Consider the following 23,081-nt stretch of genomic DNA (forward strand, 5'->3'; position numbering starts at 1 on the left):
TGTTAGCCCTTGACCGCACCGGCGGTCAGGCCGCGGACGAAGAACCGCTGCAGCGTGAAGAAGACGATCATCGGGATCACCATCGAGATGAACGCGCCCGCGGTGAGGAGCTCCTGACCTTGGCCCTGGGACCCGAGCAGTCCCTGCAGCTTGACGATCACGGTGCTGTTGCCCGGGCTCAGGAACAGCTTGGCGATCAGCAGGTCGTTCCAGACCCAGAGGAACTGCAGGATCGCGAACGCGGCCAGCGCCGGCACCGACATCGGGACGATCAGCCGCCAGAAGGTCTGGAAGTGGGTCGCACCGTCGATCTTTGCCGACTCGATCACGGTCCGCGGCAGCGTGCTCATGTAGTTGCGCAGGGTGTAGATCGCCAGCGGCATCCCGAAGCCGGTGTGCAGCAGCCAGACCGCGATGTACTGCCCGGAGATCCCCAGCCCGCGGGGCCCGAGCAGGTCGAGCATCGGCTGGAAGGCCACCTGGATCGGCACCACCATCACTGCGACGATCGCGACGAAGATCAGGTCCTTGCCGCGGAAGTCCATGAAGGTGAACGCGTACGCCGCGAAGGCCGCGAACATGATCGGGATGATCGTGGCCGGCACCGCGACCACGACGGTGTTGAGGAACGAGGTCCCCATCTCGTTGCCGTTGAAGACCTTGTCGTAGTTGTCGAGCGTCCAGCCGCTGCTGAAGATCTCCCACCAGCCGTGGGTGGCCGCGGCGTCCCGGGTCCGGAACGAGGTGACCAGCAGGCCGAGGGTCGGGATCGTCCAGAGCAGGCACAGCAGCACCATCACCACGATCGCGAAGGGACTGCGCCGGCGTCCGTCTGCCATCACGCTCATCGGTTCGCCTCCTCCTCGCGGAAGTGCCGCACCTGGTACCAGAGCACCGGGGTGACCGCGAGCAGCAGGATCACCACGATCGCCGAGGCCCGCCCGGCCTGGTCGTTGGCGAACAGCTCCTGGAAGAACAGGTTCGCGATCACGTTGGTCTTGTCGAGACCGTTCTTCAGCACGTAGACGATGTCGAAGACCTTGAGGACCAGGATCAGGACGGTGATGAAGACCGTGATGATCGTGCCCTTGATCTGCGGGATCACCACCCGCCAGAAGATCTGCAGCTCGCTGGCACCGTCGATCCGAGCCGCTTCGATCGTCTCCTCCGGGACGCCCTTGATGGCCGAGGAGAGCAGGATCATCGCGAACCCGGCCTGAAGCCAGATCAGGATCACCATCATCAGGAACGAGTTCAGCCGGAAGTCGCTGATCGACAACCAGGCCTCGGCCTTGCCCCCCAGCCCGGTCCAGATCCGGTTGAGGAGTCCGGTCTGCTTCTCGCCGATGTCGTAGTGGTAGACCAGCCCCCAGATCGCCGAGGCGCCGACGAAGCTGACCGCCATCGGCACGAAGATCGTGCTCTTCGCGACCTTCTCGCCCTGGGTGGAGAGCTTGTCGGCGAGCACCGCGACGACGACGCCGATCGCCACCGTCACCGCCGGGACGACGAGCAGCCAGAGGACGTTGTTGAGGATCGACTGCCAGAACTCGTCGTCCTTGAAGATCTCCCGGTAGTTCTGGAAGCCGACGTACTTCGAGCTGTCCTCGTTGGCGAAGGAGTAGTTGATCGTCTGCAGCACCGGGTAGAGCAGCATCAGACCGATCAGGCCGACCCCGGGGAGCACGTAGGCGTACGGCATCAGCTTGGCCGAGATCCGGTCCGGCAGGCCCTCGACGAACATGTTCAGGAAGAAGAACAGGATCGCCGCGCCGCCGACCCCGGCCACCAGGGCGAGCAGGGCGATGACGACCTTGGAGCCGTACTTGTCCGGGTAGTAGCCGAACGAGAGGAACAGGTTCGCCAGGCCCCAGCCGAGCAGCCACATCCCGACCGCGCCGATCAGCAGCTTCTTCCAGTCCAGGCCGCTGCTCCGGGTGGTCGCCACCTCGGTGGTCATCTCCCCAGCCGTCATGACTTCGGCCAGGAGTTCTCGATCTCGGTGGTCACAGCCCGCGAGGACTTCCCCTGCAACCACTCGACCATGCCGGTCCAGAAGGTTCCCGAACCAACCTCCTTGGGCATCAGGTCGGAGGCGTCGAAGCGGAGCACGTCCGCGTTCGCTGCGATCGCGGCGATCCGCCTGGTCGTCTCGTTCGGGTAGTTGGTCGCGTCGAAGTCGCGGTGCGGCGAGATCCAGCCTCCCTTCTGCGCCCACTCCTTGCCGAAGTCCTTCGAGGTCAGGAACTTCATCACCTCGATCGCGTCCGGGTCGTTCCCGTTGAAGAGCGCCGCGGTGTCGCCGCCCCCGACGATCGGGTTGCCCGCGTACCCGCCCGGGCTCGGCGGGAACACGAAGAGCCCGACCTGGTTGTCGAGGTCGGCCTGCACCGGCTTGGGGTAGAAGGTGATCGCGAAGTCGGCCTGGTGGTGCAGCAGGCACTTCGGCTTGCCGCCGAACGCCGGCGTCATCGCGTTGGCGAACGGGGTGTTCAGGATGCCCTTGACGCCGCCGTACACCTCGCCCGGCGCCTTGGCGATCTTCCCGAAGGCGTCGAACGCCGCGATGATCCGCTTGTCGTTGAACGGGATCCGGTGGCTGACCCAGTCGTCGTACACGTCGGGTCCCCACATCCGCAGGACGTAGCCCTCGATCCAGTCGGTGCCGACCCAGCCGGTCGCCTGGTCCGATCCCCAGGCCATGCACCACGGGGTGATCCCGCCGTCCTTGATCTTGTCGCTGATCGCGGTGAGGTCGTCCAGGGTCTTCGGCTCGGTCGAGTAGCCGGCGGCGTCGTACGCCTTCTTCGGGTACCAGACCAGGCCCTTGACGGCCATCTTCACCGGGGCGCCGTACACCCGGCCGTTCAGGCGGACCGCCTCGAGGAAGCCCGGGATCAGGCTGCGGGCGACGGCGTCGTAGTCGAGGTAGGTGTCGATCGGCTGGATCTCGCCGCGCTTCGCCATCTCCAGGAGGCCACCGGGCTGCGGGAACAGGCCGATGTCCGGGGTGTCGCCGGCGCTGACCCGGGTCTTGATCGTGGTCGCGAAGTCGGTGTCGGAGGTGTACTGGATGTCGATGCCGGAGGATTTCTCGAACGCCGTCAGGGACGCGACGAAGTTCTTGCCCTCGTCGCCGCCGAACTGGCCGAGGATGGTGACCTTCTTGTCGCCGTCGGAGCTGCCGCCGTCGGCGAACGCCTGACCGCCGAGCCCGCCCTGACCACTGGTCTCCGGGTCCTGCAGGAAGCACCCGGACGTGGCCAGCAGCAGGAGGACGGAGACGCCGGCGAGTGCACTTCTGCGGAGTGTTCGGATCGGAACTCGCATCCGTGGACCTCTTCCCTCTTTTCGACACCGAGACCGCGACGCGTGACCGCGGTCACATTTCGCACGATTTCTGTATACCCGCGTTGGAAGCACCCTGTCGAGGACCGGACCGGATCAGCTGTCCTCGGCGGCCTCCACCTGTCCTACCCCCATCAGGGTCGGGTCAAGCACGGCCCGCTCGTCCGGACGGAACCGGAGCACGGTGTCGATGTAGGACCGGGCCGCCTTCTCCAGGGGCACGGACCGACCGGCCGCCTCGGAGAGGAACCAGCGGTGCTCGAGGACCTCGTGGTAGAACTCCGCGGGCTCCAGCTTGGCGGCGAGCTCGGGCCCGATCAGGGCGACCACCGGCTCGAAGACGTCGGACTTCCAGTGCCGGGCGACCTCCGCCTCGTCGACGTCGGTCCCGGGCATGACCGCCTGCGCCCGGAAGGTGTCCAGGTCGTTGAGGATCCGGCGGGCCTGGTTCTCGCCGACGTCGAGTCCGGTGAGCTGCTGTAGCCGGCGACGGTGGTGGCCGGCCTCGACGACCTGGGTCTGCAGGAAGATCTCCGGTCTGCCCTCGACCTCGTCGACCTCGATCTGGGACACGTCGTACCCGAGCGCGTTGAGCCGTCGCAGCCGTTGCTCGATCCGGTCCCACTCGTCCGCGCTGATCGTCTGCGGCCGGGTGAGCTCGTCCCAGAGCCGGCAGTAGCGATCGACCACGGACTCCGCGGTGGTGATCGGGTCGACCGACGCGGAGAGGAGCCCGGCGCCCTGCAGGTCCAGCAGCTCGCCGCCGAGGTTGGTGCGGGCGAGCTCCAGGTCGTAGTCGCGCTGGCCGTCGCTGAGCCGCGGGTGCAGCTGACCGGTCTCGGCGTCGACCAGGTACGCCGAGAGCGCGCCGGCATCGCGCCGGAAGAGGGTGTTCGACAACGAGCAGTCGCCCCAGGCGAAGCCGGCCAGGTGCAGCTTGACGATCAGCTCGGCGAGCGCGTCGAGCAGCTTGGTCTCGAGGTCGTGGTCGAGGCGCCGGGAGAAGAGTGCCCGGTACGGCAGCGAGAACCTCAGGTGCTTGGTCACCAGGGCGGAGTCGAGCGGTTCGCCGGCGGGTGTCGCGCGGCCGGAGACGACGCCGACCGCCTCGACGACCGGGATCCCGGCGCGGGCCAGGCTGCGGAGCAGGCCGTACTCGCGCTGTGCGGTCTCCTGGGCGATCTCCTTGACGGCGTACACGGTGCCGCCGATAGTCGCGAAGCGGACCACGTGCCGGCTGATCCCGCGCGGCAGCGAGACGAGGTGCTCGTGCGGCCACTCCTCGAGCGGAACTGACCACGGCAAGGTGAGCAGATCCGTCGGATCGGGACCGGTGGCAAGGTTCATGCGCACCCCGCCAGCGTCGCACACCCCGGCCTCCGTACCGCGGCGAGCGGAATGGTCAACGACCTCGGTGCGGAGGTGGTGCGGATCGATCGGGCGACCGCCCCGGGGGACCGCGCTCGTGCCGCCGCCGGGCCCTGGACGCTCGAGGGTCTGCCCGATCAGCTGGCGGCTTGGGCGTGACCTCGGCGTCCCTGCGGCCTAGGTTCGTCCCATGAAGCCGAACCTGGCCGGCAAGGTCGCGATCGTCACCGGTGGTGCCTGCCGCTCATGATCCTCCACGACCTGCTGAGCCGCGCCGCGGGCGAGGCCGCCTCGCTGAAGTCCTGCTTCGACGTCGGCCTGGTGCGCGTCGACCCGCCGTGGGTGCTCGCCCGCGGTGCCGCCGGGCTCGCCAAGTTCGGTGCCCTCGGCGGTTCGATCGGGCTCTCCGCCGCCCGCTACCCCGACCGGGTGGCGATCCGCGACGAGCGCGGCTCGCTGACCTACGCCGACCTCGACCGTCGCTCCAACGCCCTCGCCAACGCCTGGCGGGAACGCGGCCTCGGCCCCGGCGCCGGGGTGGCGATCCTGGCGCGCAACCACCGCGGTTTCCTGGACGCCACCTTCGCGGCCGCCAAGTGCGGAGCGCGGATCATCTTGCTGAACACCGACTTCGCCGGACCGCAGATCGCCGAGGTCTCGACGCGCGAGGGGCGTCGACCTCCTGGTCCACGACGAGGAGTACGCCGCGATGGTCGGCGGCGTCGACGCGCCGCTCGGGACGTACCTGGCGTGGGCCGAGAGCGAGGCCGCGGCGTCCCGGCCGGCTCGACGTCCGGAGTCGCTCGACGCGCTGATCGCCGAGGGCAGCGAGGCCGCCCCGCCCTGGGTCGGCGAGGCAGCCAGGATCGTGATCCTGACCAGCGGCACCACCGGGACACCGAAGGGTGCGCAGCGCGCGGAACCGCGCTCGCTGATGCCGTTCGGCGGTCTCTTCGGCAAGGTGCCTTACCGCAGCGGCGAGGTGATGGAGTGCTGCGCGCCGATGTTCCACGCCCTCGGGTTCGCCCAGGCGATGCTGGGGATCGCGCTCGGCCACACCCTGGTCCTCCGCCGGCGGTTCGATCCGCAGGCGACGCTGGAGAGCATCGCGAGCAACCGGGTGACCACTCTGATCGTGGTGCCGGTGATGCTCCAGAAGATGGTGGACCTCGGGCCGGAGTCCCGCGCGGGTCTCGACCTGGAGAGCCTGCGGATCGTCTTCGTCGCCGGCTCCCAGCTCGGTGCCGACCTCTGCACCCGGGTGACCGAGGCGTTCGGCCCGGTCGTCTACAACCTGTACGGCTCGACCGAGGTCGCCTACGCGACGATCGCCACCCCCGGGGAGCTGGCGGTCGAGCCCGGGTGCGTCGGCAGCGTCGTCCCGGGGACGGTCGTCCGGATCCTCGACGACGACGGGCACGAGGTGCCGACCGGCGTCACCGGTCGGATCTTCGTGGCCAACGCGTTCCAGTTCTCCGGCTACACCGGCGGCGGGGGCAAGGAGGTCGTCGATGGTCTGATGTCCTCCGGCGACGTCGGCCACTTCGACGCCCGCGGGCTGCTCTTCATCGACGGGCGCGACGACGACATGATCGTCTCCGGTGGGGAGAACCTGTTCCCGGGCGAGGTCGAGCAGCTCCTGGCCGGGCATCCGCAGATCGTCGAGGTGGCCGCGGTCGGCGTACCGGACGAGAAGTTCGGGATGCGCCTGCACGCGTTCGTGGTCCGCCGGGAGGCGACGCTGACCGAGGACGACGTCCGGGACTACGTCCGCGAGAACCTGGCTCGTTACAAGACGCCCCGCGAGGTGACGTTCCTCGACGAGCTGCCCCGCAACCCCACCGGCAAGGTCCTCAAGCGCCAACTACTGAAGGAAGCAACCTGATGATCGAGTGGTCCGAAGCCGATCTGGCGATCCGCGATGCCGTGCGCGACTTCATCGAGAAGGAGATCCGCCCGCACGTCGACGAGCTGGAGACCGGCGCGATGCCGCCGTACGACATCGTCCGGAAGCTGTTCGCGGCCTTCGGCATGGACGCGATGGCCGCGGACGCGCTGAAGAAGCAGCTCGACCGCGAACGCGAACCGCACGAGCCGCGCAGCGGTGAGGAGCCCCAGTCCACCGGGATGGAGTCGATGGCCGCGATCGTGGTCAGCGAGATCGCCGGCGTCAGCCTCGGTGTCGTCGCGGCCGTAGGCGTCTCCCTCGGCCTGGGCGTCTCCACGATCGCCGCGAAGGGGACGCTCGCCCAGAAGGAGCGCTGGCTGCCGAAGCTGGTCACCTTCGAGCACGTGGCGGCCTGGGCGATCACCGAGCCGGAGTCGGGTTCCGATGCCCTCGGCGGGATGCGGACCACCGTCAGGCGCGACGGTGAGGACTACATCCTCAAGGGCCGGAAGACCTTCATCACCAACGGCCCCGACGCCGACGTGATCGTGGTCTACGCCAAGCTCGACGAGGGCGACGACCTCCCGATGCGGGACAAGAAGGTGCTCACCTTCGTGCTGGAGAAGGGCATGGAGGGCCTGATCCAGTCCAAGGCCTTCAAGAAGATGGGGATGATGAGCTCGCCGACCGGTGAGCTCACCTTCGACGGCGTCCGGCTGACCAAGGACCATCTCCTCGGCGAGACCGAGGACACCAGCAAGGGCGACGGCCGCGACAGCGCTCGGTCCAGCTTCACGGCCGAGCGGATGGGCGTCGCGATCCTGTCGCTCGGCATCATCAACGAGTGCCTGCGGCTCTGCGTCGACTACGCCAAGTCCCGTGAGCTCTGGGGCAAGCCGATCAGCGACTTCCAGCTGATCCAGCTCAAGCTGGCGAAGATGGAGGTGGCCCGGATCAACGTCCAGAACATGGTGTTCTCCAGCCTCGAGCACGCCCGCGCCGGCAAGCCGCTGACGCTGACCGAGGCCTCGGCGATGAAGTGGTACTCCTCCGAGGCGGCGACCGAGGTTGCGATGGACGCGGTCCAGCTCTTCGGCGGCAACGGCTACATGGCCGAGTACCGGGTCGAGCAGCTCGCCCGGGACGCCAAGTCGCTGATGATCTACGCGGGCAGCAACGAGATCCAGATCACCCACGTGGCCAAGGGGCTGCTGGGCTAATCGGTACCCACTAGGTGTGAACAGGAAGGTCGGCCTGATGTCGCGAAGGAACTCGATGGTGCTGGTGGGCCTCGGAGTGCTCTTTCTGTGCGCGGTGATCGTCGCGGCCGTAAGCAAGTCGCATGCGGACGATGTCGATCGATCCGGGGCGCCGTCGGCTTCGGCGATCGGCGAGGGTGCCTTGCGCGGCGGCTTCTACCGCGGCGACGAGCCGGGGGACGCCAGGTGCGTCGGCACCTTGTTTCGAGAGTCCTCGCTGTCGAACCAGATCTTGAGGCATGTCGCATCGGGCGACCTCGCTCCTGGCAGCTCGTGGCGCATGAGCGAGAGCGACATTGGGCTCATGCAGGGCTCGGTCGAGTTTCGTCTCAAGGAGAAGTGCGGCGTACATCCGGGGCCTTGACGCAGGGATACCCGTCGAGCGGGAACAGTGGGTGCGAGCGCAGCTGTCCCGACGAATGGTGGTCTAAGAGTCCTCAGTGTCGAGTCCGTGCTCGATGGCGTAGCGGGTCAGCTCGACCCGGTTGTGCATCTGCAGCTTGCGCAGCGTGCTCTGCACGTGGTTCTGGACGGTCCGGTGCGAGAGCACCAGGCGCTCGGCGATCTGCCGGTAGGAGAGGCCCTTGGCGACCATCTTCAGCACCTCGGTCTCGCGCTCGGTCAGGCGTGGCTCGCTCGGGTCCACCGCGGGCGCGTCGGAGAGCCGCTGGAACTCGCCGAGGACCATCCCGGCCAGTCCCGGGGTGAAGACCGGGTCGCCCGCGGCGACGGTCCGGATCGCGGCGAGAAGCTCCTCGCGGGAGGCGGATTTCACCAGGTAGCCGGTGGCGCCGGCCTTGACCGCCGCCAGGACGTCGGCCTGCTCGCCGGAGGCGGAGAGGATCAGCACCCGTACGTCGGGGTTCTGGCGGCCGACCTCCGCGGTGACCTCGATGCCGTCGGGTGCCGGGATCTGCAGGTCGAGCACGATCACGTCGGGGCGGGCCGCCGGGAAGCGGGCCAGCGCCTCGCGGCCGTTGGCGGCGACCCCGACCACGTCGAGCCCCGCCTGGATCAGGTCGCGCTCGACGGCGTCGCGCCACAGCGGGTGGTCGTCGACCACCATCACCCGGATCGGAGCCGGTGCCTCGGTCTCGCTCATGCCGACGACCCTAGGCCGCGCTCACGCGGTACGACGAACTCCCACTCGGTGCCGAACGAGCCGGTGCTCAGCTCGGCCGTGCCGCCGAGGTCGGTGATCCGGCTCCGGATCGATTCGCTGACCCCGAGGCGTCCCTCGGCGGCAGCGGCCTCGAGCCGTCCCGCCGGGACCCCCGGCCCCTCGTCGCGCACCGACAGCTCGACCCGGTCCGGGTAGGCCTGCAGCAGCACCCAGGCAGGGGCGTCGGCACCCACGTGCCGCTTGACGTTGTCGAGGCAGGCGCGCGCCGTGGCGACCAGCTCGCGGGCGGTCAGCGCCGGAAGGTCGACCGGGAAGCCGGGGGTCGACACCGTCACGCCGGGCAACCGTTCCAGGCGGGCGAGCTCGGCGGTCACGTTCACGGTGCCGTTGCTCGGTGCCACCGAGTCCTGCGCCTGGATCAGCCGGCGCAGCTCGCGCTCCTGCTCCCCGGCCAGCTCACCGAGCTCGGCCGCCTCGCCGCCCAGCTCCCGGCCGCGGCGCTGGACCAGGGCGAGCACCTGGAGCACGCCGTCGTGCACGGCACGGGCGAGCCGGACCCGCTCGGTCGCCATCGCGGCCGCCCGTTCGGCCACCTCGCGCTCGGCCGCCATCTGCTGCAGCGAGGCGCAGAGGAAGCCGACGATCGTGCCGGAGAGCACCAGCAGGAAGGCGTTGCCGTAGTCGGACTGGTGCAGCTCCTGGCGACGGGAGAGGTCGGCGGCGGCGAGCGCGACCCCGGCGATCAGGCCGCCGCGCCAGCGGTAGTGCGCGGACCAGGCCAGCAGCGCGCCGATGATCCAGGAGCCGGGGATGGTGGCACGGAAGTCGGCACCCTTCACCTCCACGGTGAGCAGGATCAGCGCGACCGCCAGGGCCAGGTCAGCGACCAGCAGCAGCGCCGTACGACGTCGGGGACTGCGGTAGGCCCAGATCGCCACCCCGGTCCACAGGACCATCACCGCCACGCACACCACCGCGGCGACCGGGTGGTCGAAGTTGCCGCGCCGGTAGATGTTCAGGCCGACCGCGTTGACGAGCACCACGACGCGGAGCACCGCGAGCGCACCGAACAGCCTGTTCTCGACGGCGATCGCGGCGGGGGAGGGCGACGGACTCACACCGGGAGTGTTGCACCGACGGAGGGCCGGTACTTGAGTACCCGGGCTCAAGCGCACCCCCGCCGCCCCTTCCTAGCGTGGAGGCATGCCCTTCCTCCACCGCCTCTTCCTGCCGTACACCGCCTACCTGCTCGGGGTGCTCAGCCTGCTCTCCGTGCTCTGCTTCCGGTTCCCCGAACTGCTCACCAGCCAGGAGTTCCGGGCCGTCTACTCCGCCGACTTCGCCCGCGGGATGCTGCTGTTCGGCCTGGTCGCGACCTTCATCCTGGGCACCGCCGCCGTCCTTCGTGACGAGCGCCGCGCGCTGGCGCTGACCGGTGTCGGCGCCGCGGCGCTGGCGGTCCTGCTCGGCGGCGCCGACGTGCAGGTCGGTGAGTTCGCCCGGACGCCGTACTCGCTCGGCCTGGACTGGTTCATCCTCTCGCTGTTCTTCTCGGCGCTGGTCTTCATCCCGCTCGAGCACTACCTCTCTCGGCGGAAGCTGGCGGTGCTGCGACCCGGATGGCGCACCGACGCGACGTACTTCTTCATGAGCCACGTGCTGGTGCAGTTCATCCTGATCCTGGTGACCGCCTCCACGTCCGCCGTCGCCGCCGCGATCGCGATCCCCGGGGTCGAGGACGCGGTCGGGTCGATGCCCGGCTGGGCGCAGTTCCTGCTCGCCGTCTTCGTGGCCGACCTCGCCCAGGCGACGCTGCACCGGGCGTACCACCGGATCTCGACGCTCTGGCGGTTCCACGCAGTGCACCACTCCAGCCGTGACCTGGACTGGCTGGCCGGCTCGCGGGTGCACTTCGTCGAGACCGTCCTGACCCGCAGCATCGTGGTGCTGCCGCTGATCGTGCTGGGTTTCTCCACCCCGATCGTCAACGCCTACGTGATCCTGGTCGGGCTGCAGGCGGTGGTCGCGCACGCCAACATCACGGTGTCGTTCGGGTGGCTCGAGTACGTGCTGGTGCTGCCGCGCTACCACCACTGGCACCACGCGCGGCACGTCGACTACTGGGACCGGAACTACGCGATCCACCTGCCGCTGGTGGACATGCTGATGGGCAGCTTCAAGCTGCCGCGCGACGGCAGCTGGCCCGAGGAGTACGGCGTGCTGCGGCTGGAGACGGTGCCGCAGGGCATCGTCGCCCAGCACCTTATGCCCTTCCGCGGCAAGCGCGAGTACGAGGACTACGTCGCGTAGCAGCTGGTCCATTCGAGCCGTTCGGAGCTCGCGCGGTGCAAGGATGCTGCCGTGAGCGCAGGGGACCGGAGCCAGCAGCAGCGCGCTCCCTTCGGCTCGGTGCTGCTCGGACCGGAGGACCAATCGCCGAAACGGCTGCGGGTCCGGATCCAGCTGCTGCTCACCGCGCTGCTGATCACCACCCACCTGGTCGGCGCCGGCGTGGTCTTCGTGATCTCGGTGTTCGTGCTGCCGACCCAGGCGCTCAACCACGCCAGCATGATCAGCCTCGCGATCACGGTGCCGACCTACGTCGCGGCCGCGGTCCTGGTCGGCGGCTTCTGGGGCACCCTGAGCAGCCTGCGCGGGCTGCGCTGGGCGCTGGAGGGCCGCGACCCGACCCCGGCCGAGCGCCGACGGGCGCTGCGCACGCCGCTCCGGCTCACGCTGATCCAGGGCGGGCTCTGGTTCGTCGCGTTCGTGATCTTCTCCGTCCAGGCGCTGATCGTGCAGCCGGACCGGGCGATGGGCACCGGGTTCGCGATCGTGATCAGCGGCCTGGTGGTCAGCACGATCGCCTACCTGCAGGCCGAGTTCGTGCTCCGGCCGATCGCCGCCCGGGCTTTGTCCGGCCGGGGCCGCAGCCGGCGCGGGGTCACCGGCGTCCAGGCCCGGATGCTGCTCTTCTGGGGCATCGGCACCGCGGCCCCGATCGTCGGCCTCGCGGTCGCGGCGATGGTCGCGCTGACCAGCGCCGAGATGTCGAAGAACCGGTTGGCGATCATCGCACTGGCTCTCTGCGGCGTCGTCCTGGTGTTCGGGCTGATGGTCACCGTGCTCAACGCCCGTTCGGTGGTGGCGCCGATCGCCTCGGTGCGCAACGCCCTGGACCGGGTCCGCACCGGTGACTTCGACGTCGAGGTCACCGTCTTCGACGGCACCGAGCTCGGCCTGCTGCAGGCGGGCTTCAACGACATGGCCCGGGGGCTGCGCGAGCGCGAGGCGATCCGGGACATGTTCGGCCGGCACGTCGGCAAGGAGGTAGCGGACGCGGCCGCCCACGGCGAGGTCGTGCTCGGCGGCGAGACCCGGGTGGTCTCGGTGCTCTTCATCGACCTGATCGGGTCGACCACCTACGCCACCGAGCGTTCGCCCATCGAGGTCGTGGCGACGCTCAACCGGTTCCTCGCCGTCGTGGTGGAGGAGGTCGACGCCCAGGGCGGGTTCGTGAACAAGTTCATCGGCGACGCGGCGCTGGCGATCTTCGGCGCCCCGGTCGAGCACCCGGACCATCCGACGGCGGCGCTGGTCGCGGCCCGGCGGATCGCCACTCGGCTGCGCACCGAGGTCGCCGAGATCGAGGCCGGCATCGGGGTCGCGACCGGGGAGGCCGTCGCCGGCAACATCGGGGACGAGTCCCGGTTCGAGTACACCGTGATCGGCGACTCGGTGAACTCCGCGGCCCGGTTGTGCGACCTCGCCAAGGCCGTCCCCGGCCACGTCTCGGTCGCTGCGGAGACGGTCCGGCTCGCGGACGCCGAGGAGGCTTCGTCCTGGGTGCCCGACGGGGAGGTCGTGCTGCGCGGTCGCGCCGAGCCGACCGCTACCGCGCGGCTCCGCGGCTAGCCGCGTCCGCCTCGCGCACCCACCGCGGCAGCTCGAAGCCGCGGTCGAACTGCCAGAGGTCGGTGACCTGCTCGCGCGCCTCCGGGTCGGCGAGGGTGCGGGCGAGGTCGGCGAGCGCCGACGCCGGGTCGGGCATCGCGGCCGACCAGGTCCGGAGCCGGCGCGAGTACAGCTGGGTGTCGGCCTCGGTGGTGAAGCCCTGGCCTCCCATCGCCTGGTGCGTCGTGGACGCCGTCTGGCGCGCGGCCCTGCGGGCGGCGTACGCGGTCATCGCGGCGAAGTGCCGCGGCGGCTCGCCGTCGTTCGCAGCGAGGTAGGTCGTCTTCCGCACCAGCAGGTCGGCTCCCCGGACTGCGGTAGCGGCGTCGGCGAGCGGGAAGGCGACCCCTTGGAATGCGCCGACGGGGCGGCCGAACTGGTGGCGCTGGGAGACGTACTCGACGGTGCGGGTCAGCAGGTTCTCGGCGGCCCCGACGAGCGCCGCGGCGGTGGCGAGCCACCCCCAGGAGATCCAGGTCCGGGCCTCCGCGTCCGTCGGGGCGGGGGTCCCGCCGAGGGCCCGGACGTCGTGCGCCGACTCGCCGGCCGCCGTACGGACCGCGGCGCCGGGGGAGACCAGGCCGACGGTCGCGCCGGTGCGGACCGCGACGAGGTCGACGCCGGCAGCCGCGAGCGGTCGGTCGACGCCGTCGGAGACGTCGCCGCGGCCGAGCAGGGCGAGGGCCGGCACCGAGGCGACGAACGGAGTCGGCGCCAGCGCCGCGCCGACCTCGCGGGCGGCCCGGACCAGCAGCTCCGGCTGACCGGCGAGGTCGCCGAGGCCGAACTCGGTCAGGGCGGCGTCGAGAGCGCGGTCGGTGCCGTCGCCGGCCTCGGCGGCGCGCACCTGGTCGCTGCCGGAGTGCTTGGCCAGGACGCGGCGCAGGGCGGCGCCCAGCTCCTCGGCGTCCCTGCTCCAACGATCGTCGATCATCGCGTCGTCCTCCGGGTCTTAATCAGTTAATTAGGTGTACCTTAAACCCATGCGTCTGCCTGTTTCACCCCTGCGCCCATGAACGCCCGGCTCGTGCCCGAGGTCGGCAGCGACGACGCGCCGTTCTGGGAGTCGGGCGCCGACGGCGTCCTCCGTCTCCAGCAGTGTGCCTCCTGCACGCGGTTCCAGCACCCGCCTGCACCCCGTTGCCACCACTGCCTGTCCGAGGACATCGCCTTCACCGCGGTCAGCGGGCGCGGCGAGCTCTACTCGGTCTCGGTGAACCACCAGTCCTGGCTCCCCGGCCTCGAGGTCCCGTACGCCGTGGTCGTGGTCGCCCCCGACGAGGCACCCGACCTGCGGCTGGTCAGCCGGATGGCCGGCCTGGTCGACCCCGGGGCGCCGCCGCGGATCGGTGACCGGGTGGAGGTCCGTTTCGACGAGGTCGACGGCGTCTGGCTGCCGCTGTTCGTCCCCGCGGGGGCGGGCGCGTGAGCCGGCGACCCGAGCAGTCCGCCGTCATCCGCGGGATCGGCGCCTCCGAGGTGGGCCGCCGGCTGCCGCGCTCGGAGCTGGCGCTCACCCTCGACGCGTGCTTGGAGGCGCTGGCCGACGCGGGCCTGGACCGCTCCGAGATCGACGGGATCGCGACCTTCCCCGGCGGCGGCTTCGACTCGCCCGGCCTCGCCGGACCCGGAGCCCAGGAGGTGCAGGCCGCGCTGGGCCTGGCGGTGAACTGGAGCTACGGCGGCCCCGAGGGCGGCCAGCTCGGCGGCTTCTTCTCCGCCGTGCTCGCGGTCGCCTCCGGTCTGGCCCGGCACGTGCTGGTCTACCGCACGGTGGGCGAGGCGTCTGCTCAGGGGGATGCCGGCCGGAGTCGCGCGATGTCGTTCCAGGGCACCACGATCCCCGGGTTCCGCAAGTGGCTGGCGCCGTTCGACGCGCACTCCCCGGCCACCTGGATCGCCCTGCACGCGGCGCGGCACATGCACGAGTTCGGCACCACCCGGGACCACCTGGCCGCGATCGCGCTGAACAACCGCGCGAACGCGGCCCGCAACCCGGCTGCGGTCTACCGCACGCCGCTCACGCTCGAGGACTACTACGAGGCCCGGATGATCTCGGAGCCGTTCGGGATGCTCGACTGCGACGTGCCGTGCGACGGCTCGGTGGCCTTCGTGGTCAGCCACGTCGACACCGCGGACGACGGACCGCACCCGTCGATCGGGATCGAGGGGATCGGCTGGGCGCTGCGCCAGCGCCCGCTCTGGCACGCCGGGCCGGACCTGACCGGGATGGCGGCCTCGGACGCCGCCGCGCACCTCTGGGAGCGCAGCGACCTGCGACCCGCCGACGTGGACCAGGTCCAGCTCTACGACGGCTTCACCTTCCTGCCGCTGGTCTGGCTCGAGGCCCTGGGGTTCTGCGGCAAGGGCGAGGCCGGCGCGTTCGTCGGTGACGGCTCCCGGATCGCGCTGGACGGCGAGCTCCCGCTCGACACCGGCGGCGGGCAGCTCTCCGCGGGCCGGTTGCACGGGTGCGGACTGCTGCACGAGGCCTGCGTCCAGCTGCTCGACCGCGGGGGTGAGCGCCAGGCCGGACGGCCCGCGGTGGTCGCGGTCGGGGTGGGCGGCGGTCCGACTGCGGGTGCCCTCACCCTGGTCCGCCGCTGATCCCGGGACGCGGCTCAGATGACTGATCGACCGAGAGCGGAGGTAGCAGTGACGGACGTACTCGCGGCAGGGCCGACGGTGGCGGAGTTCGCCGAGCAGGCGCGCGCGTTCCTCGACGAGCACGCCGAGCACCGGCCGGACGGGTTCCCGGACGCGATGTTCGCGCAGTTCCGGGAGATGGACGACGTCGAGGCGTGGGAGCAGTCCTGCCGGCAGTGGCAGCGGACCCTCTTCGAGCACGGGTTCGCCGGGATCACCTGGCCCGCCGAGGTCGGCGGCCGCGGCCTGAGCCCGGCGCACGCGCTGGCGTGGACCGACCTGGAGTTCGAGTACGACGTCCCGCGCGGGCTCTTCGGCGTCACCCTGGAGATGATTGGGCCGACGGTGTACACCTTCGGGACCGCCGCCCAGAAGGAGCACTGCCGGCGGATCCTCCGGGGCGAGGAGGTCTGGTGCCAGCTGATGAGCGAGCCGGGCGCGGGCAGCGACCTGGCCGCGGTGAGCACCTCTGCCCGGCGTACCGAGGACGGCTGGGTGGTCAACGGGCAGAAGGTGTGGACCTCGGAGGCGCGGCACTCGCGCTACGGCTACCTGATCGCCCGCTCGGAGCCCGGCAGCGAGCGGCACCGCGGACTGACCGCCTTCGTGGTCGACCTGGAGGCGCCGGGCGTGGAGGTCCGGCCGCTGCGGCAGATGACCGGGGGCGCGTCGTTCGCCGAGGTCTTCTTCGACGACGTGCTGCTGCCCGCCGAGGCCGTCCTGGGCGAGGTCGGCCAGGGATGGATGGTCGCGATGACCACGCTGGGTTTCGAGCGGTTCACGATGTTCGGGCGCTCCTTCGGCCGCCTGGTCCGGCAGGCGGCGGACCTGGACTGGGACGCGAGCGATGCCCGGGAGCGCTTCGTCGACGTGGTCGTCCAGCAGCGCGGGCTGGCCGCGTTCGAGGAGGGCATGCACGCCCGGCTGCTGGCCGGGAGCGCTCCGGGACCGGAGGCGGCACTGGCGAAGCTGGCCACCGGACGGCTGGTCTCCGGCCTCGGCGACGCGGTACGCCGCTCGCTCGGCGCCGAGCTGGCCCTCGACGACCCGTCGCTCGACGACTGGCGCCTGGTGCTGCTCGCGGGTCCGGCGTTCCACATCGCCGGCGGAACGGATGAGATCGTGAAATCGATGATTGCCGAGCGCGTGCTCGGACTGCCGAAGGGATGAGCCGCCCATGAACGACGGAGCCGAGCAGGACTACGAGATCATCGACGCCTGGGTGCAGCCCTGGCCGGCCGAGGTGGTGCGCGACATGCCGGCCCGGAACTTCCAGATGGCCGACCGGTTCGCGCACGGGCGCCGCGTCAAGGCGGGCATCCCGGTCGCGGAGATGGTCGAGGAGATGCGCGCCGCCGGGATCGGGCACGCGCTCTGCTCCGCCGGGCCGCTGATCCCGAACGAGCTGGTCGAGAAGACGGTGGCGGACCACCCGGACCTGTTCACCGGGGTGGCCTCGGCGAACCCGTGGTCCACCGACGGCGTGATGCCCGCGGTCCGCGAGCTGCGCCGGCTCGCCGAGGCCGGGTTCAAGGGCCTGAAGCTGGAGCCGTTCATCTGGGACAAGCTGCCGACCGACCCGCAGTGGTACCCGCTCTACGCCGCCTGCGTCGACCTCGGGCTCACCCTTCAGGTCCAGGTCGGCGGCACCGGCCCGGCGACCTACACCTCGGAGACCGGTCGCCCCGGCCACGTCGACCGGATCGCGATCGACTTCCCGGAGCTGAGGATCGTCGCGGGGCACATCGGCTGGCCGTGGACCGAGGAGATGATCGCGGTCGCCGCCAAGCACCCGAACGTCTGGATCGACACCAGCGCGCACCTGCCCAAGTACTACCCGGAGCCGTTCAAGCACTTCCTGCGCAGCTACGGCCGCTCCAAGTGCATCTGGGCGAGCGACTGGCCGATCCTGGAGTTCGGGGGTGCTCTGGACGGGGTCGACGACCTCGGCCTGACGCCGGAGGTGCGCCGGATGTTCCTGCACGACAACGCCGTGGCCGCGTTCGACCTCGCCCGCTGAGCGTCGTCGCGGGCCTGCCGGCGCGGGGTCGGCTGTGCTAGGTTATTTGTATAACCTGTTTAACTGATTCGAAGGAATCCCTCGTGCACGTCCTCTGCTCCCCGCGCGACCTCGTCAGGAGGGCGCCCGATGCTGTTCCACGATGACCACGACGCCTTCCGCGCCTCCGTCCGAGCGGTGCTCGAGCGCGAGGTGGAGCCGTACGTCGACGCCTGGGAGGACGCCGGGATCTTCCCGGCCCACGAGCTCTTCCCCAAGCTGGCGGCGGTCGGCCTGCTCGGGCTCGAGTACGACGCGGCGTACGGCGGCGAGGGCGCCGACCACTGGTACACCGTGATCGCGTGCGAGGAGTTCGGTCGCACCGTCTCGGTCAACGGCATCTCGATGGCGTACAACGTGCAGGCGAACATGGCGACGCCGTCGCTGCACGCCCACGGCAGCCACGAGCTCAAGGAGCGCTTCCTGGCGCCGGCCGTCCGCGGCGAGCAGGTCTGCTCGATCGCGGTCACCGAGCCGGACGCCGGGTCCGACGTCGCCGGGCTGCGCACCCGGGCCGAGCGCGACGGGGACTCCTGGGTGATCACCGGGTCGAAGCTGTACATCACGAACGCCCCCCAGGGCGACTGGATGTGCGTGCTGGTGCGGACCTCGGACGAGGGCGGCTACCGGGGGATGAGCCAGATCATCGTCCCCAACGACACCCCGGGCGTCTCGATCACCCGCAAGCTCGACAAGCTCGGCAACCGCAGCTCAGACACGGCCGAGGTGGTCTTCGACCGGGCCCGGGTGCCGGTGGAGAACACCATCGGCGAGGTCGGCCGCGGGTTCCAGCAGCAGATGCAGCAGTTCCAGACCGAGCGGATCTGCGCGGTCTACCAGGCGGTCGGCCAGATGGAGACCGCGATCGGCCGGACCCTCCGCTTCCTCCGGGAGCGGAGCGCGTTCGGGGGACCGCTGCTGGACAACCAGTACCTCGTCTACCGGCTCACCGAGCTCGCCTCCGAGGTGGAGGCGGTGCGGGCGCACGCGCACGCCTGCGCGGAGCTGATCGTCGCGGGGCGGGACGCGACCCGGCAGACGTCGGTCGCCAAGCTGCTCTCCGGGCGGCTGATCCGGGAGGTGGCCGACACCTGCCTCCAGTACCACGGCGGGATGGGGTACATGTCCGAGACCTGGACCTCCCGCTTCCTCCGGGACTCGCGGCTGCTCTCCATCGGGGGCGGCGCCGACGAGGTCATGCTCCGCGTCCTGTCGCGCGAGCTCGCGGACGGCGCCTTCTTCGACCAGCGACGGGAGAATTGACGATGACCACCGAGATCCAGAACGCGTCCGGGCGGGTCCGGATGGAGAAGGACCACGAGGCGCACCTTGCCCGAATCACCTTCTCCAACCCGGAGAAGAAGAACTCGCTCGCCCCCGAGGACTTCCTCGACTTCGGCGAGATGCTGGAGGACTGCGCCGAGGACGACGCGATCAAGGTGGTGATCCTCCGCGGCGAGGGCGGCACCTTCACCACCGGTGTCGACCTGGGGCACGCCTACGGCTGGTACGACACGCCCGGCGACTCCCGGCGCCCGAGCCAGCGCCGCCGGCTGCGGGTGGACCGCAAGTCGCAGCGGGTCTTCCACGAGCTGATCGGCTTCCCGAAGGTGACGATCGCGCAGGTCGAGTCCTACGCGCTCGGAGCCGGGATGGAGTTCGCGCTCTCCTGCGACCTCGCCGTCGTGTCGCGGACCGCGAAGCTGGGCATGCCGGCGGCACGGTTCCTGGGGCCGGTGCTCGGCAACATCGCGCTCTTCATGCACCGGCTCGGACCGGTGCTCACCCGCGACCTGCTGCTCACCGGCCGGATGGCCGAGGGCGCGGAGTTCGAGGGCCCGCGGATCTTCGCCCGGTTCGCGGAGGAGGCCGACGTGGCCGCGGCGACCGAGGAGCTCGCCGCCCAGGTCGCGAAGATGCCCGCGGACGGCATCGTGATCGCCAAGGAGGCCTACCGCCTGGTCGAGGCGTCGTCAACGCTGGGACTCGAGGAGGCCACGGCGTACCTTTTCCACAGCTTCGGCACCAACCTCCGCTTCGAGGAGGACGAGTTCAACTTCGTGAAGACCCGCAAGGAGAGCGGCACGTCGGCCGCGTTCAAGAAGCGCGACGAGCACTACGACGGCAAGGGAGACGAGCAGTGACCCGCACCATCCCGGACAAGGTCCTCGTCGTCGGCGGCAGCCGCGGCATCGGTGCCGCTGCCGTCGTCCAGCTCGCGCGCGAGGGCATCGCCACCGCGATCGGGTACGTCGCCAACGACGAGGCCGCGAAGCGCACCCAGGCCGCGGCCGCGGCGACCGGCGGGCCCGAGCCGGTCCTGGTCCGGGGTGATCTCGGCAAGGACGCCGCAGGGATGGTCACCCGGGCCGCCGAGGAGCTCGGCGGTCTCGGCGGCTTCCTGACCACCGCGGTCCCGATCCTGGCCGGGCGCACCCTCGGGGTGACCCGGGAGGAGTACGACCTGGTCTTCGACGTCCAGGTCTGGGGGCTCTGGGAGGCGATCCAGACCGCGGTGCCCGAGCTCGAGAAGGTCGGCGGCTCGGTGGTCGCCTGCAGCAGCCTCGGCGCGAACCGGTACGCCCGCTACTACGGCGCGATCGGACCCGCCAAGGCGGCGATGGAGAACCTGGTCCGGTACTTCGGCGCGGAGCTCGGACCCCGCGGCATCCGGGTGAACGGCGTCTCGCCGTCCCTGGTCGACAATCCCGGCCACGGCGGCGAGGACATCATCGCCGGGGTGCAGGACGTGATCCAGGCGGTCGCGGACAAAACCCCGCTGCGCCGTCTGTCGCAACCCGAGGAGATCGCCTCGGTGGCGGTGGCGCTGATGAGCAGCGACTTCTCCTTCGTCACCGGCCTGACGATCCCGGTCGACGGCGGCTACACCCTGCTGGCCTGAGCACGCGCGAGACGCCACCGACCGACGACGCCGAGGAGATCCCGTGGAGTTCCGCCTGAACGACGAGGAGCGAGCGCTCCGGGCGAAGGTGCGCGCCTTCGTCGAGGGGTTCTCGCTGGCGGACCTCGAGGCGATCGAGCAGGAGATCGCCGAGCTCGAGTCCGACCGCCAGGCGCCGACCACGTTCAACCCGCGGCTCGCGGGGCTGGGGGTCGTGGGGATGGGGTGGCCCGGCTCGCTGGTGCCGCCGGCCACCCAGGGCGAGCGGTTCGTCGCGCACGAGGAGCTCGACTCGGCGGGGTTGCCGACGTACGGGCTGGAGCAGTCGGAGGCGGTCGGGTGGATGCTCGCGACCTTCGGGCCGGAGGAGCTCGCGGCCGAGCACCTGCCGCGCATCCTCGACCAGTCCTGGAGCTACGCCGGGGGGTACAGCGAGCCGGAGGCGGGCAGCGACCTGCTCGCGCTGACCTCGCGCGCGACCCGGACCGACGCCGGCTGGCGGGTCCGGGGGCAGAAGCTCTGGACCTCGGGGGCGCACGTCGCCGACTGGATCTTCACCCTGGTGCGGACCGATCCGGAGTCCACCCGGCACCACGGGTTGTCGATCCTGATGATCGACGCGCACGCCCCCGGCGTGACCGTCCAGCCGGTGCGGGTGATGGGCGGCTGGCGGGTGAACGCGTGCTTCTTCGACGACGTCGAGGTGCCGGCCTCGCACCTGATCGGCGAGGAGGGCAAGGCCTGGATGATGATGTCCGCCGCCCTCGACATCGAGCGGTCGATGTCCTTCGGCGGCCGCGAGGCACGGCTGCTGCTGGCCCGCTACCTGGATCGCCTCGGCCGGACCGGCGCCACCCTCCCGGAGGCGTCCTGGACCGAGCTGGGGGAGCAGGTCGCCGAGCTCGAGGTCGAGCGGCTGCTCGGGCTGAGCACGGTGGCGCGGGGCGAGGCGAACGAGCCGGCCAGCGGCGAGGCGAGCATGAACAAGATCGTCGGACCGGCCGTCGCCCAGCGAGTGGCACAGCTGCTGGTCGACCGGCTGGGTGCCGACGCGCTGCTGGCGCCCGGCGTCACCGCGGACCGGCTCGCGGCGGATGCCGAGCACTTCCTGCGGGCGGCGACCGTGCTCTCGATCATCGGAGGTACCAGCGAGGTGCAGCGCTCGATCATCGCGCAGCGCGCTCTCGGGCTGCCGCGGGGCTAGGCGAACCGGGCCTCGGTCCGCGTTGGTAGCGTAATAGTTGAACTAGTTATATGATTCAGACGCTCCCGTGCCACGGGCGGCACGAGCAGGCGAGAGGAGCGGCCGGATGGACTCCACGGCGGTGGACAGCCTCGGCCTGCGCCTCGACGACCTCGACCGGGCCTGGGCCCAGGAGCTCGGTGCCTGGCTGGCGCAGCACTGGCCGGCCCACCGGGCCGCGATCCGTGCGGCAGCGCCCACCGAGCGCGACGGTGCCCTGCGGGCCTGGCAGTCGGAGCTCGCGGAAGCCCGCTACGCGGCGATCGGCTGGCCGGAGGAGTTCGGCGGCCGGGCCGCGACCACGACCCAGCAGCTTCTGTTCCACCTGGCCCTGGGCGAGCACCGGGCGATGCCCGCGACCGGGCGGATCGGGCTCAACCTCTGCGGCCCCACCCTGATCTCGCACGGCACCCCGGAGCAGCAGGAGCTCTTCCTGCGCCCGATGCTGCACGGCGAGCACCTCTGGTGCCAGGGCTTCTCGGAGCCCGACGCGGGATCGGACCTCGCGTCGCTGCGCACCCGAGGCGTCGTCGACGGCGAAGAGCTGGTGATCACCGGCCAGAAGATCTGGACCTCCGGCGCCGACCGCGCGGACTGGATGTTCGCGCTGGTCCGCACCGACCCGGCCGCCGCGAAGCGGGACGGGATCTCGTTCGTGCTGGTGCCGATGGACGCGGCGGGGGTCGACGTCCGGCCGATCCGGCAGATCTCCGGCGACTCCGGCTTCAGCGAGGTCTTCCTCGACGAGGTCCGGGTGCCGCTGGCGAACGTGGTCGGCGGCCTGGACAACGGCTGGTCGGTCACCCGGACGACGCTGGCCAACGAGCGCGCGGTGCTCTTCCTCGGCCAGCAGGTCGCGCTGACGTCGACGATGCGGAAGATCGTCGCCCAGGCCAAGGAGGACCTCCCGGGCCGGCCGCGCGCCGCCGCGGATCCCGCGCTGCGGGACCGGATCGCCGGCGCCTGGATCGAGACCGAGCTGGTCCGGATCAACGGCATGCGCAACCTGGCCAAGGTGCTCGACGGCCAGAACCCCGGCCCGGAGGGGGCGATGTCCAAGCTCTTCGGCCAGCACGTCGAGCAGCACGTGCACGAGCTCGCCCTGGACCTCGGCGGCGGCGCGGCCGTGCTCGAGCGCGGAGCCGAGGACGCGCCGTACGACGGCAAGTGGGCGCTGGGCTGGCTGCGCACCCGCGCCTCGACGATCGGCGGCGGCACCTCGGAGATCCAGCGGAACATCCTGGCCGAGCGGGTCCTCGGGATGCCGCGCGACCCGTGGGCGGACGCGTGA

Annotated in this window: 22 protein-coding genes and 1 pseudogene; 16 read left to right on the forward strand and 7 right to left on the reverse strand. The window is 70.8% G+C overall.

Annotated features, from left to right (window positions below; all coding sequences use genetic code 11):
• Positions 1-2 precede the first annotated feature (2 nt).
• The 4 genes from EFK50_RS11210 to EFK50_RS11225 all read right to left on the reverse strand — a co-directional run bounded on the left by EFK50_RS11210 (position 3) and on the right by EFK50_RS11225 (position 4,695).
• On the reverse strand, positions 3-848 hold the full coding sequence (locus EFK50_RS11210) for a carbohydrate ABC transporter permease (protein ID WP_123227635.1): 846 nt from the start codon (positions 846-848) through the stop codon (positions 3-5).
• On the reverse strand, positions 845-1,960 hold the full coding sequence (locus EFK50_RS11215; protein WP_246004128.1) for a carbohydrate ABC transporter permease: 1,116 nt from the start codon (positions 1,958-1,960) through the stop codon (positions 845-847). Before EFK50_RS11215 ends, EFK50_RS11210 begins: the two co-directional genes overlap by 4 nt.
• 11 nt (positions 1,961-1,971) lie before the next feature.
• Positions 1,972-3,330, reverse strand: coding sequence for an ABC transporter substrate-binding protein (locus EFK50_RS11220; RefSeq protein WP_123227637.1), 1,359 nt, complete (start codon positions 3,328-3,330; stop codon positions 1,972-1,974).
• A gap of 114 nt (positions 3,331-3,444) precedes the next feature.
• Complete coding sequence (locus EFK50_RS11225) at positions 3,445-4,695, reverse strand: DUF4032 domain-containing protein (protein ID WP_123227638.1); 1,251 nt, start codon at positions 4,693-4,695, stop codon at positions 3,445-3,447.
• A gap of 51 nt (positions 4,696-4,746) precedes the next feature.
• Here EFK50_RS11225 and EFK50_RS22810 point away from each other — a divergent pair, with 51 nt between their 5' ends.
• The 5 genes and pseudogenes from EFK50_RS22810 to EFK50_RS11240 all read left to right on the forward strand — a co-directional run bounded on the left by EFK50_RS22810 (position 4,747) and on the right by EFK50_RS11240 (position 8,227).
• Positions 4,747-4,875 (forward strand): hypothetical protein, encoded by a 129-nt coding sequence (locus EFK50_RS22810; protein WP_281274017.1) that lies wholly within the window; start codon positions 4,747-4,749, stop codon positions 4,873-4,875.
• An 87-nt stretch (positions 4,876-4,962) separates the two neighbouring features.
• A pseudogene (locus EFK50_RS22960) lies at positions 4,963-5,313 on the forward strand (AMP-binding protein); the annotation flags it as partial.
• 112 nt (positions 5,314-5,425) lie between these two features.
• Positions 5,426-6,601, forward strand: coding sequence for an AMP-binding protein (locus EFK50_RS11230; protein ID WP_221177357.1), 1,176 nt, complete (start codon positions 5,426-5,428; stop codon positions 6,599-6,601).
• The gene (locus EFK50_RS22640; RefSeq protein ID WP_123227639.1) at positions 6,601-7,824 is read left to right on the forward strand and encodes an acyl-CoA dehydrogenase family protein; all 1,224 of its coding nucleotides are present in this window, start codon (positions 6,601-6,603) and stop codon (positions 7,822-7,824) included. The genes EFK50_RS11230 and EFK50_RS22640 overlap by 1 nt, the downstream gene beginning before the upstream one ends.
• Before the next feature lie 16 nt (positions 7,825-7,840).
• A complete protein-coding gene (locus tag EFK50_RS11240; protein WP_148046125.1) occupies positions 7,841-8,227 on the forward strand; it encodes a hypothetical protein in 387 nt (128 codons plus the stop codon).
• 63 nt (positions 8,228-8,290) lie between these two features.
• Here EFK50_RS11240 and EFK50_RS11245 read toward each other — a convergent pair whose 3' ends face one another.
• Both EFK50_RS11245 and macS read right to left on the reverse strand, forming a co-directional pair.
• The gene (locus tag EFK50_RS11245) at positions 8,291-8,965 is read right to left on the reverse strand and encodes a response regulator (RefSeq protein WP_123227641.1); all 675 of its coding nucleotides are present in this window, start codon (positions 8,963-8,965) and stop codon (positions 8,291-8,293) included.
• Positions 8,962-10,104, reverse strand: coding sequence for a MacS family sensor histidine kinase (gene macS / locus EFK50_RS11250; protein WP_123227642.1), 1,143 nt, complete (start codon positions 10,102-10,104; stop codon positions 8,962-8,964). The genes EFK50_RS11245 and macS overlap by 4 nt, the downstream gene beginning before the upstream one ends.
• An 85-nt stretch (positions 10,105-10,189) precedes the next feature.
• On the opposite strand from macS, the gene EFK50_RS11255 reads away from it, so the two are divergent.
• The gene (locus EFK50_RS11255; RefSeq protein WP_123227643.1) at positions 10,190-11,296 is read left to right on the forward strand and encodes a sterol desaturase family protein; all 1,107 of its coding nucleotides are present in this window, start codon (positions 10,190-10,192) and stop codon (positions 11,294-11,296) included.
• 51 nt (positions 11,297-11,347) lie between these two features.
• Entirely contained in the window at positions 11,348-12,901 is a 1,554-nt protein-coding gene (locus EFK50_RS11260; protein ID WP_123227644.1) for an adenylate/guanylate cyclase domain-containing protein, read from the forward strand.
• Here the strand turns inward: EFK50_RS11260 and EFK50_RS11265 are convergent.
• The gene (locus EFK50_RS11265; protein WP_123227645.1) at positions 12,879-13,874 is read right to left on the reverse strand and encodes an acyl-CoA dehydrogenase family protein; all 996 of its coding nucleotides are present in this window, start codon (positions 13,872-13,874) and stop codon (positions 12,879-12,881) included. The genes EFK50_RS11260 and EFK50_RS11265 overlap by 23 nt on opposite strands.
• Positions 13,875-13,952: 78 nt before the next feature.
• Between EFK50_RS11265 and EFK50_RS11270 the strand changes: the two genes are divergently transcribed.
• From EFK50_RS11270 to EFK50_RS11310, 9 genes are all read left to right on the forward strand, one after another.
• A complete protein-coding gene (locus EFK50_RS11270; RefSeq protein ID WP_123227646.1) occupies positions 13,953-14,369 on the forward strand; it encodes a Zn-ribbon domain-containing OB-fold protein in 417 nt (138 codons plus the stop codon).
• A complete protein-coding gene (locus EFK50_RS11275; RefSeq protein WP_123227647.1) occupies positions 14,366-15,547 on the forward strand; it encodes a thiolase family protein in 1,182 nt (393 codons plus the stop codon). The genes EFK50_RS11270 and EFK50_RS11275 overlap by 4 nt, the downstream gene beginning before the upstream one ends.
• Before the next feature lie 48 nt (positions 15,548-15,595).
• Positions 15,596-16,756 (forward strand): acyl-CoA dehydrogenase family protein, encoded by a 1,161-nt coding sequence (locus tag EFK50_RS11280; protein WP_221177358.1) that lies wholly within the window; start codon positions 15,596-15,598, stop codon positions 16,754-16,756.
• Positions 16,757-16,763: 7 nt separating this feature from the next.
• On the forward strand, positions 16,764-17,606 hold the full coding sequence (locus tag EFK50_RS11285; RefSeq protein WP_123227649.1) for an amidohydrolase family protein: 843 nt from the start codon (positions 16,764-16,766) through the stop codon (positions 17,604-17,606).
• A 129-nt stretch (positions 17,607-17,735) separates the two neighbouring features.
• Positions 17,736-18,908: an acyl-CoA dehydrogenase family protein gene (locus tag EFK50_RS11290; RefSeq protein ID WP_123227650.1), complete on the forward strand. Its 1,173-nt coding sequence runs from the start codon at positions 17,736-17,738 to the stop codon at positions 18,906-18,908.
• Positions 18,909-18,910: 2 nt separating this feature from the next.
• Positions 18,911-19,789 carry an enoyl-CoA hydratase/isomerase family protein gene (locus tag EFK50_RS11295; protein WP_123227651.1) on the forward strand — a complete coding sequence of 293 codons (879 nt, stop codon included), beginning with the start codon at positions 18,911-18,913 and terminating at the stop codon, positions 19,787-19,789.
• Complete coding sequence (locus EFK50_RS11300) at positions 19,786-20,547, forward strand: SDR family oxidoreductase (protein WP_123227652.1); 762 nt, start codon at positions 19,786-19,788, stop codon at positions 20,545-20,547. Before EFK50_RS11295 ends, EFK50_RS11300 begins: the two co-directional genes overlap by 4 nt.
• Before the next feature lie 43 nt (positions 20,548-20,590).
• Positions 20,591-21,751: an acyl-CoA dehydrogenase family protein gene (locus tag EFK50_RS11305; protein ID WP_221177359.1), complete on the forward strand. Its 1,161-nt coding sequence runs from the start codon at positions 20,591-20,593 to the stop codon at positions 21,749-21,751.
• 106 nt (positions 21,752-21,857) lie between these two features.
• Entirely contained in the window at positions 21,858-23,081 is a 1,224-nt protein-coding gene (locus EFK50_RS11310) for an acyl-CoA dehydrogenase family protein (RefSeq protein ID WP_123227653.1), read from the forward strand.

This window comes from Nocardioides marmoriginsengisoli, assembly GCF_003725695.1.
GTDB classification, from domain to species: domain Bacteria; phylum Actinomycetota; class Actinomycetes; order Propionibacteriales; family Nocardioidaceae; genus Marmoricola; species Marmoricola marmoriginsengisoli.

Coding starts and splice junctions, on each gene's coding strand:
- EFK50_RS11310 (WP_123227653.1), top strand. CDS start 21,858: ATGGACTCCACGGCGGTGGACAGCCTCGGCCTGCGCCTCGACGACCTC.
- EFK50_RS22640 (WP_123227639.1), top strand. CDS start 6,601: ATGATCGAGTGGTCCGAAGCCGATCTGGCGATCCGCGATGCCGTGCGC.
- EFK50_RS11225 (WP_123227638.1), bottom strand. CDS start 4,695: ATGAACCTTGCCACCGGTCCCGATCCGACGGATCTGCTCACCTTGCCG.
- EFK50_RS11230 (WP_221177357.1), top strand. CDS start 5,426: ATGGTCGGCGGCGTCGACGCGCCGCTCGGGACGTACCTGGCGTGGGCC.
- EFK50_RS11210 (WP_123227635.1), bottom strand. CDS start 848: ATGAGCGTGATGGCAGACGGACGCCGGCGCAGTCCCTTCGCGATCGTG.
- EFK50_RS22810 (WP_281274017.1), top strand. CDS start 4,747: ATGGTCAACGACCTCGGTGCGGAGGTGGTGCGGATCGATCGGGCGACC.
- EFK50_RS11265 (WP_123227645.1), bottom strand. CDS start 13,874: ATGATCGACGATCGTTGGAGCAGGGACGCCGAGGAGCTGGGCGCCGCC.
- EFK50_RS11285 (WP_123227649.1), top strand. CDS start 16,764: ATGAACGACGGAGCCGAGCAGGACTACGAGATCATCGACGCCTGGGTG.
- EFK50_RS11220 (WP_123227637.1), bottom strand. CDS start 3,330: ATGCGAGTTCCGATCCGAACACTCCGCAGAAGTGCACTCGCCGGCGTC.
- EFK50_RS11255 (WP_123227643.1), top strand. CDS start 10,190: ATGCCCTTCCTCCACCGCCTCTTCCTGCCGTACACCGCCTACCTGCTC.
- EFK50_RS11215 (WP_246004128.1), bottom strand. CDS start 1,960: ATGACCACCGAGGTGGCGACCACCCGGAGCAGCGGCCTGGACTGGAAG.
- EFK50_RS11290 (WP_123227650.1), top strand. CDS start 17,736: ATGCTGTTCCACGATGACCACGACGCCTTCCGCGCCTCCGTCCGAGCG.
- EFK50_RS11270 (WP_123227646.1), top strand. CDS start 13,953: ATGAACGCCCGGCTCGTGCCCGAGGTCGGCAGCGACGACGCGCCGTTC.
- EFK50_RS11295 (WP_123227651.1), top strand. CDS start 18,911: ATGACCACCGAGATCCAGAACGCGTCCGGGCGGGTCCGGATGGAGAAG.
- EFK50_RS11245 (WP_123227641.1), bottom strand. CDS start 8,965: ATGAGCGAGACCGAGGCACCGGCTCCGATCCGGGTGATGGTGGTCGAC.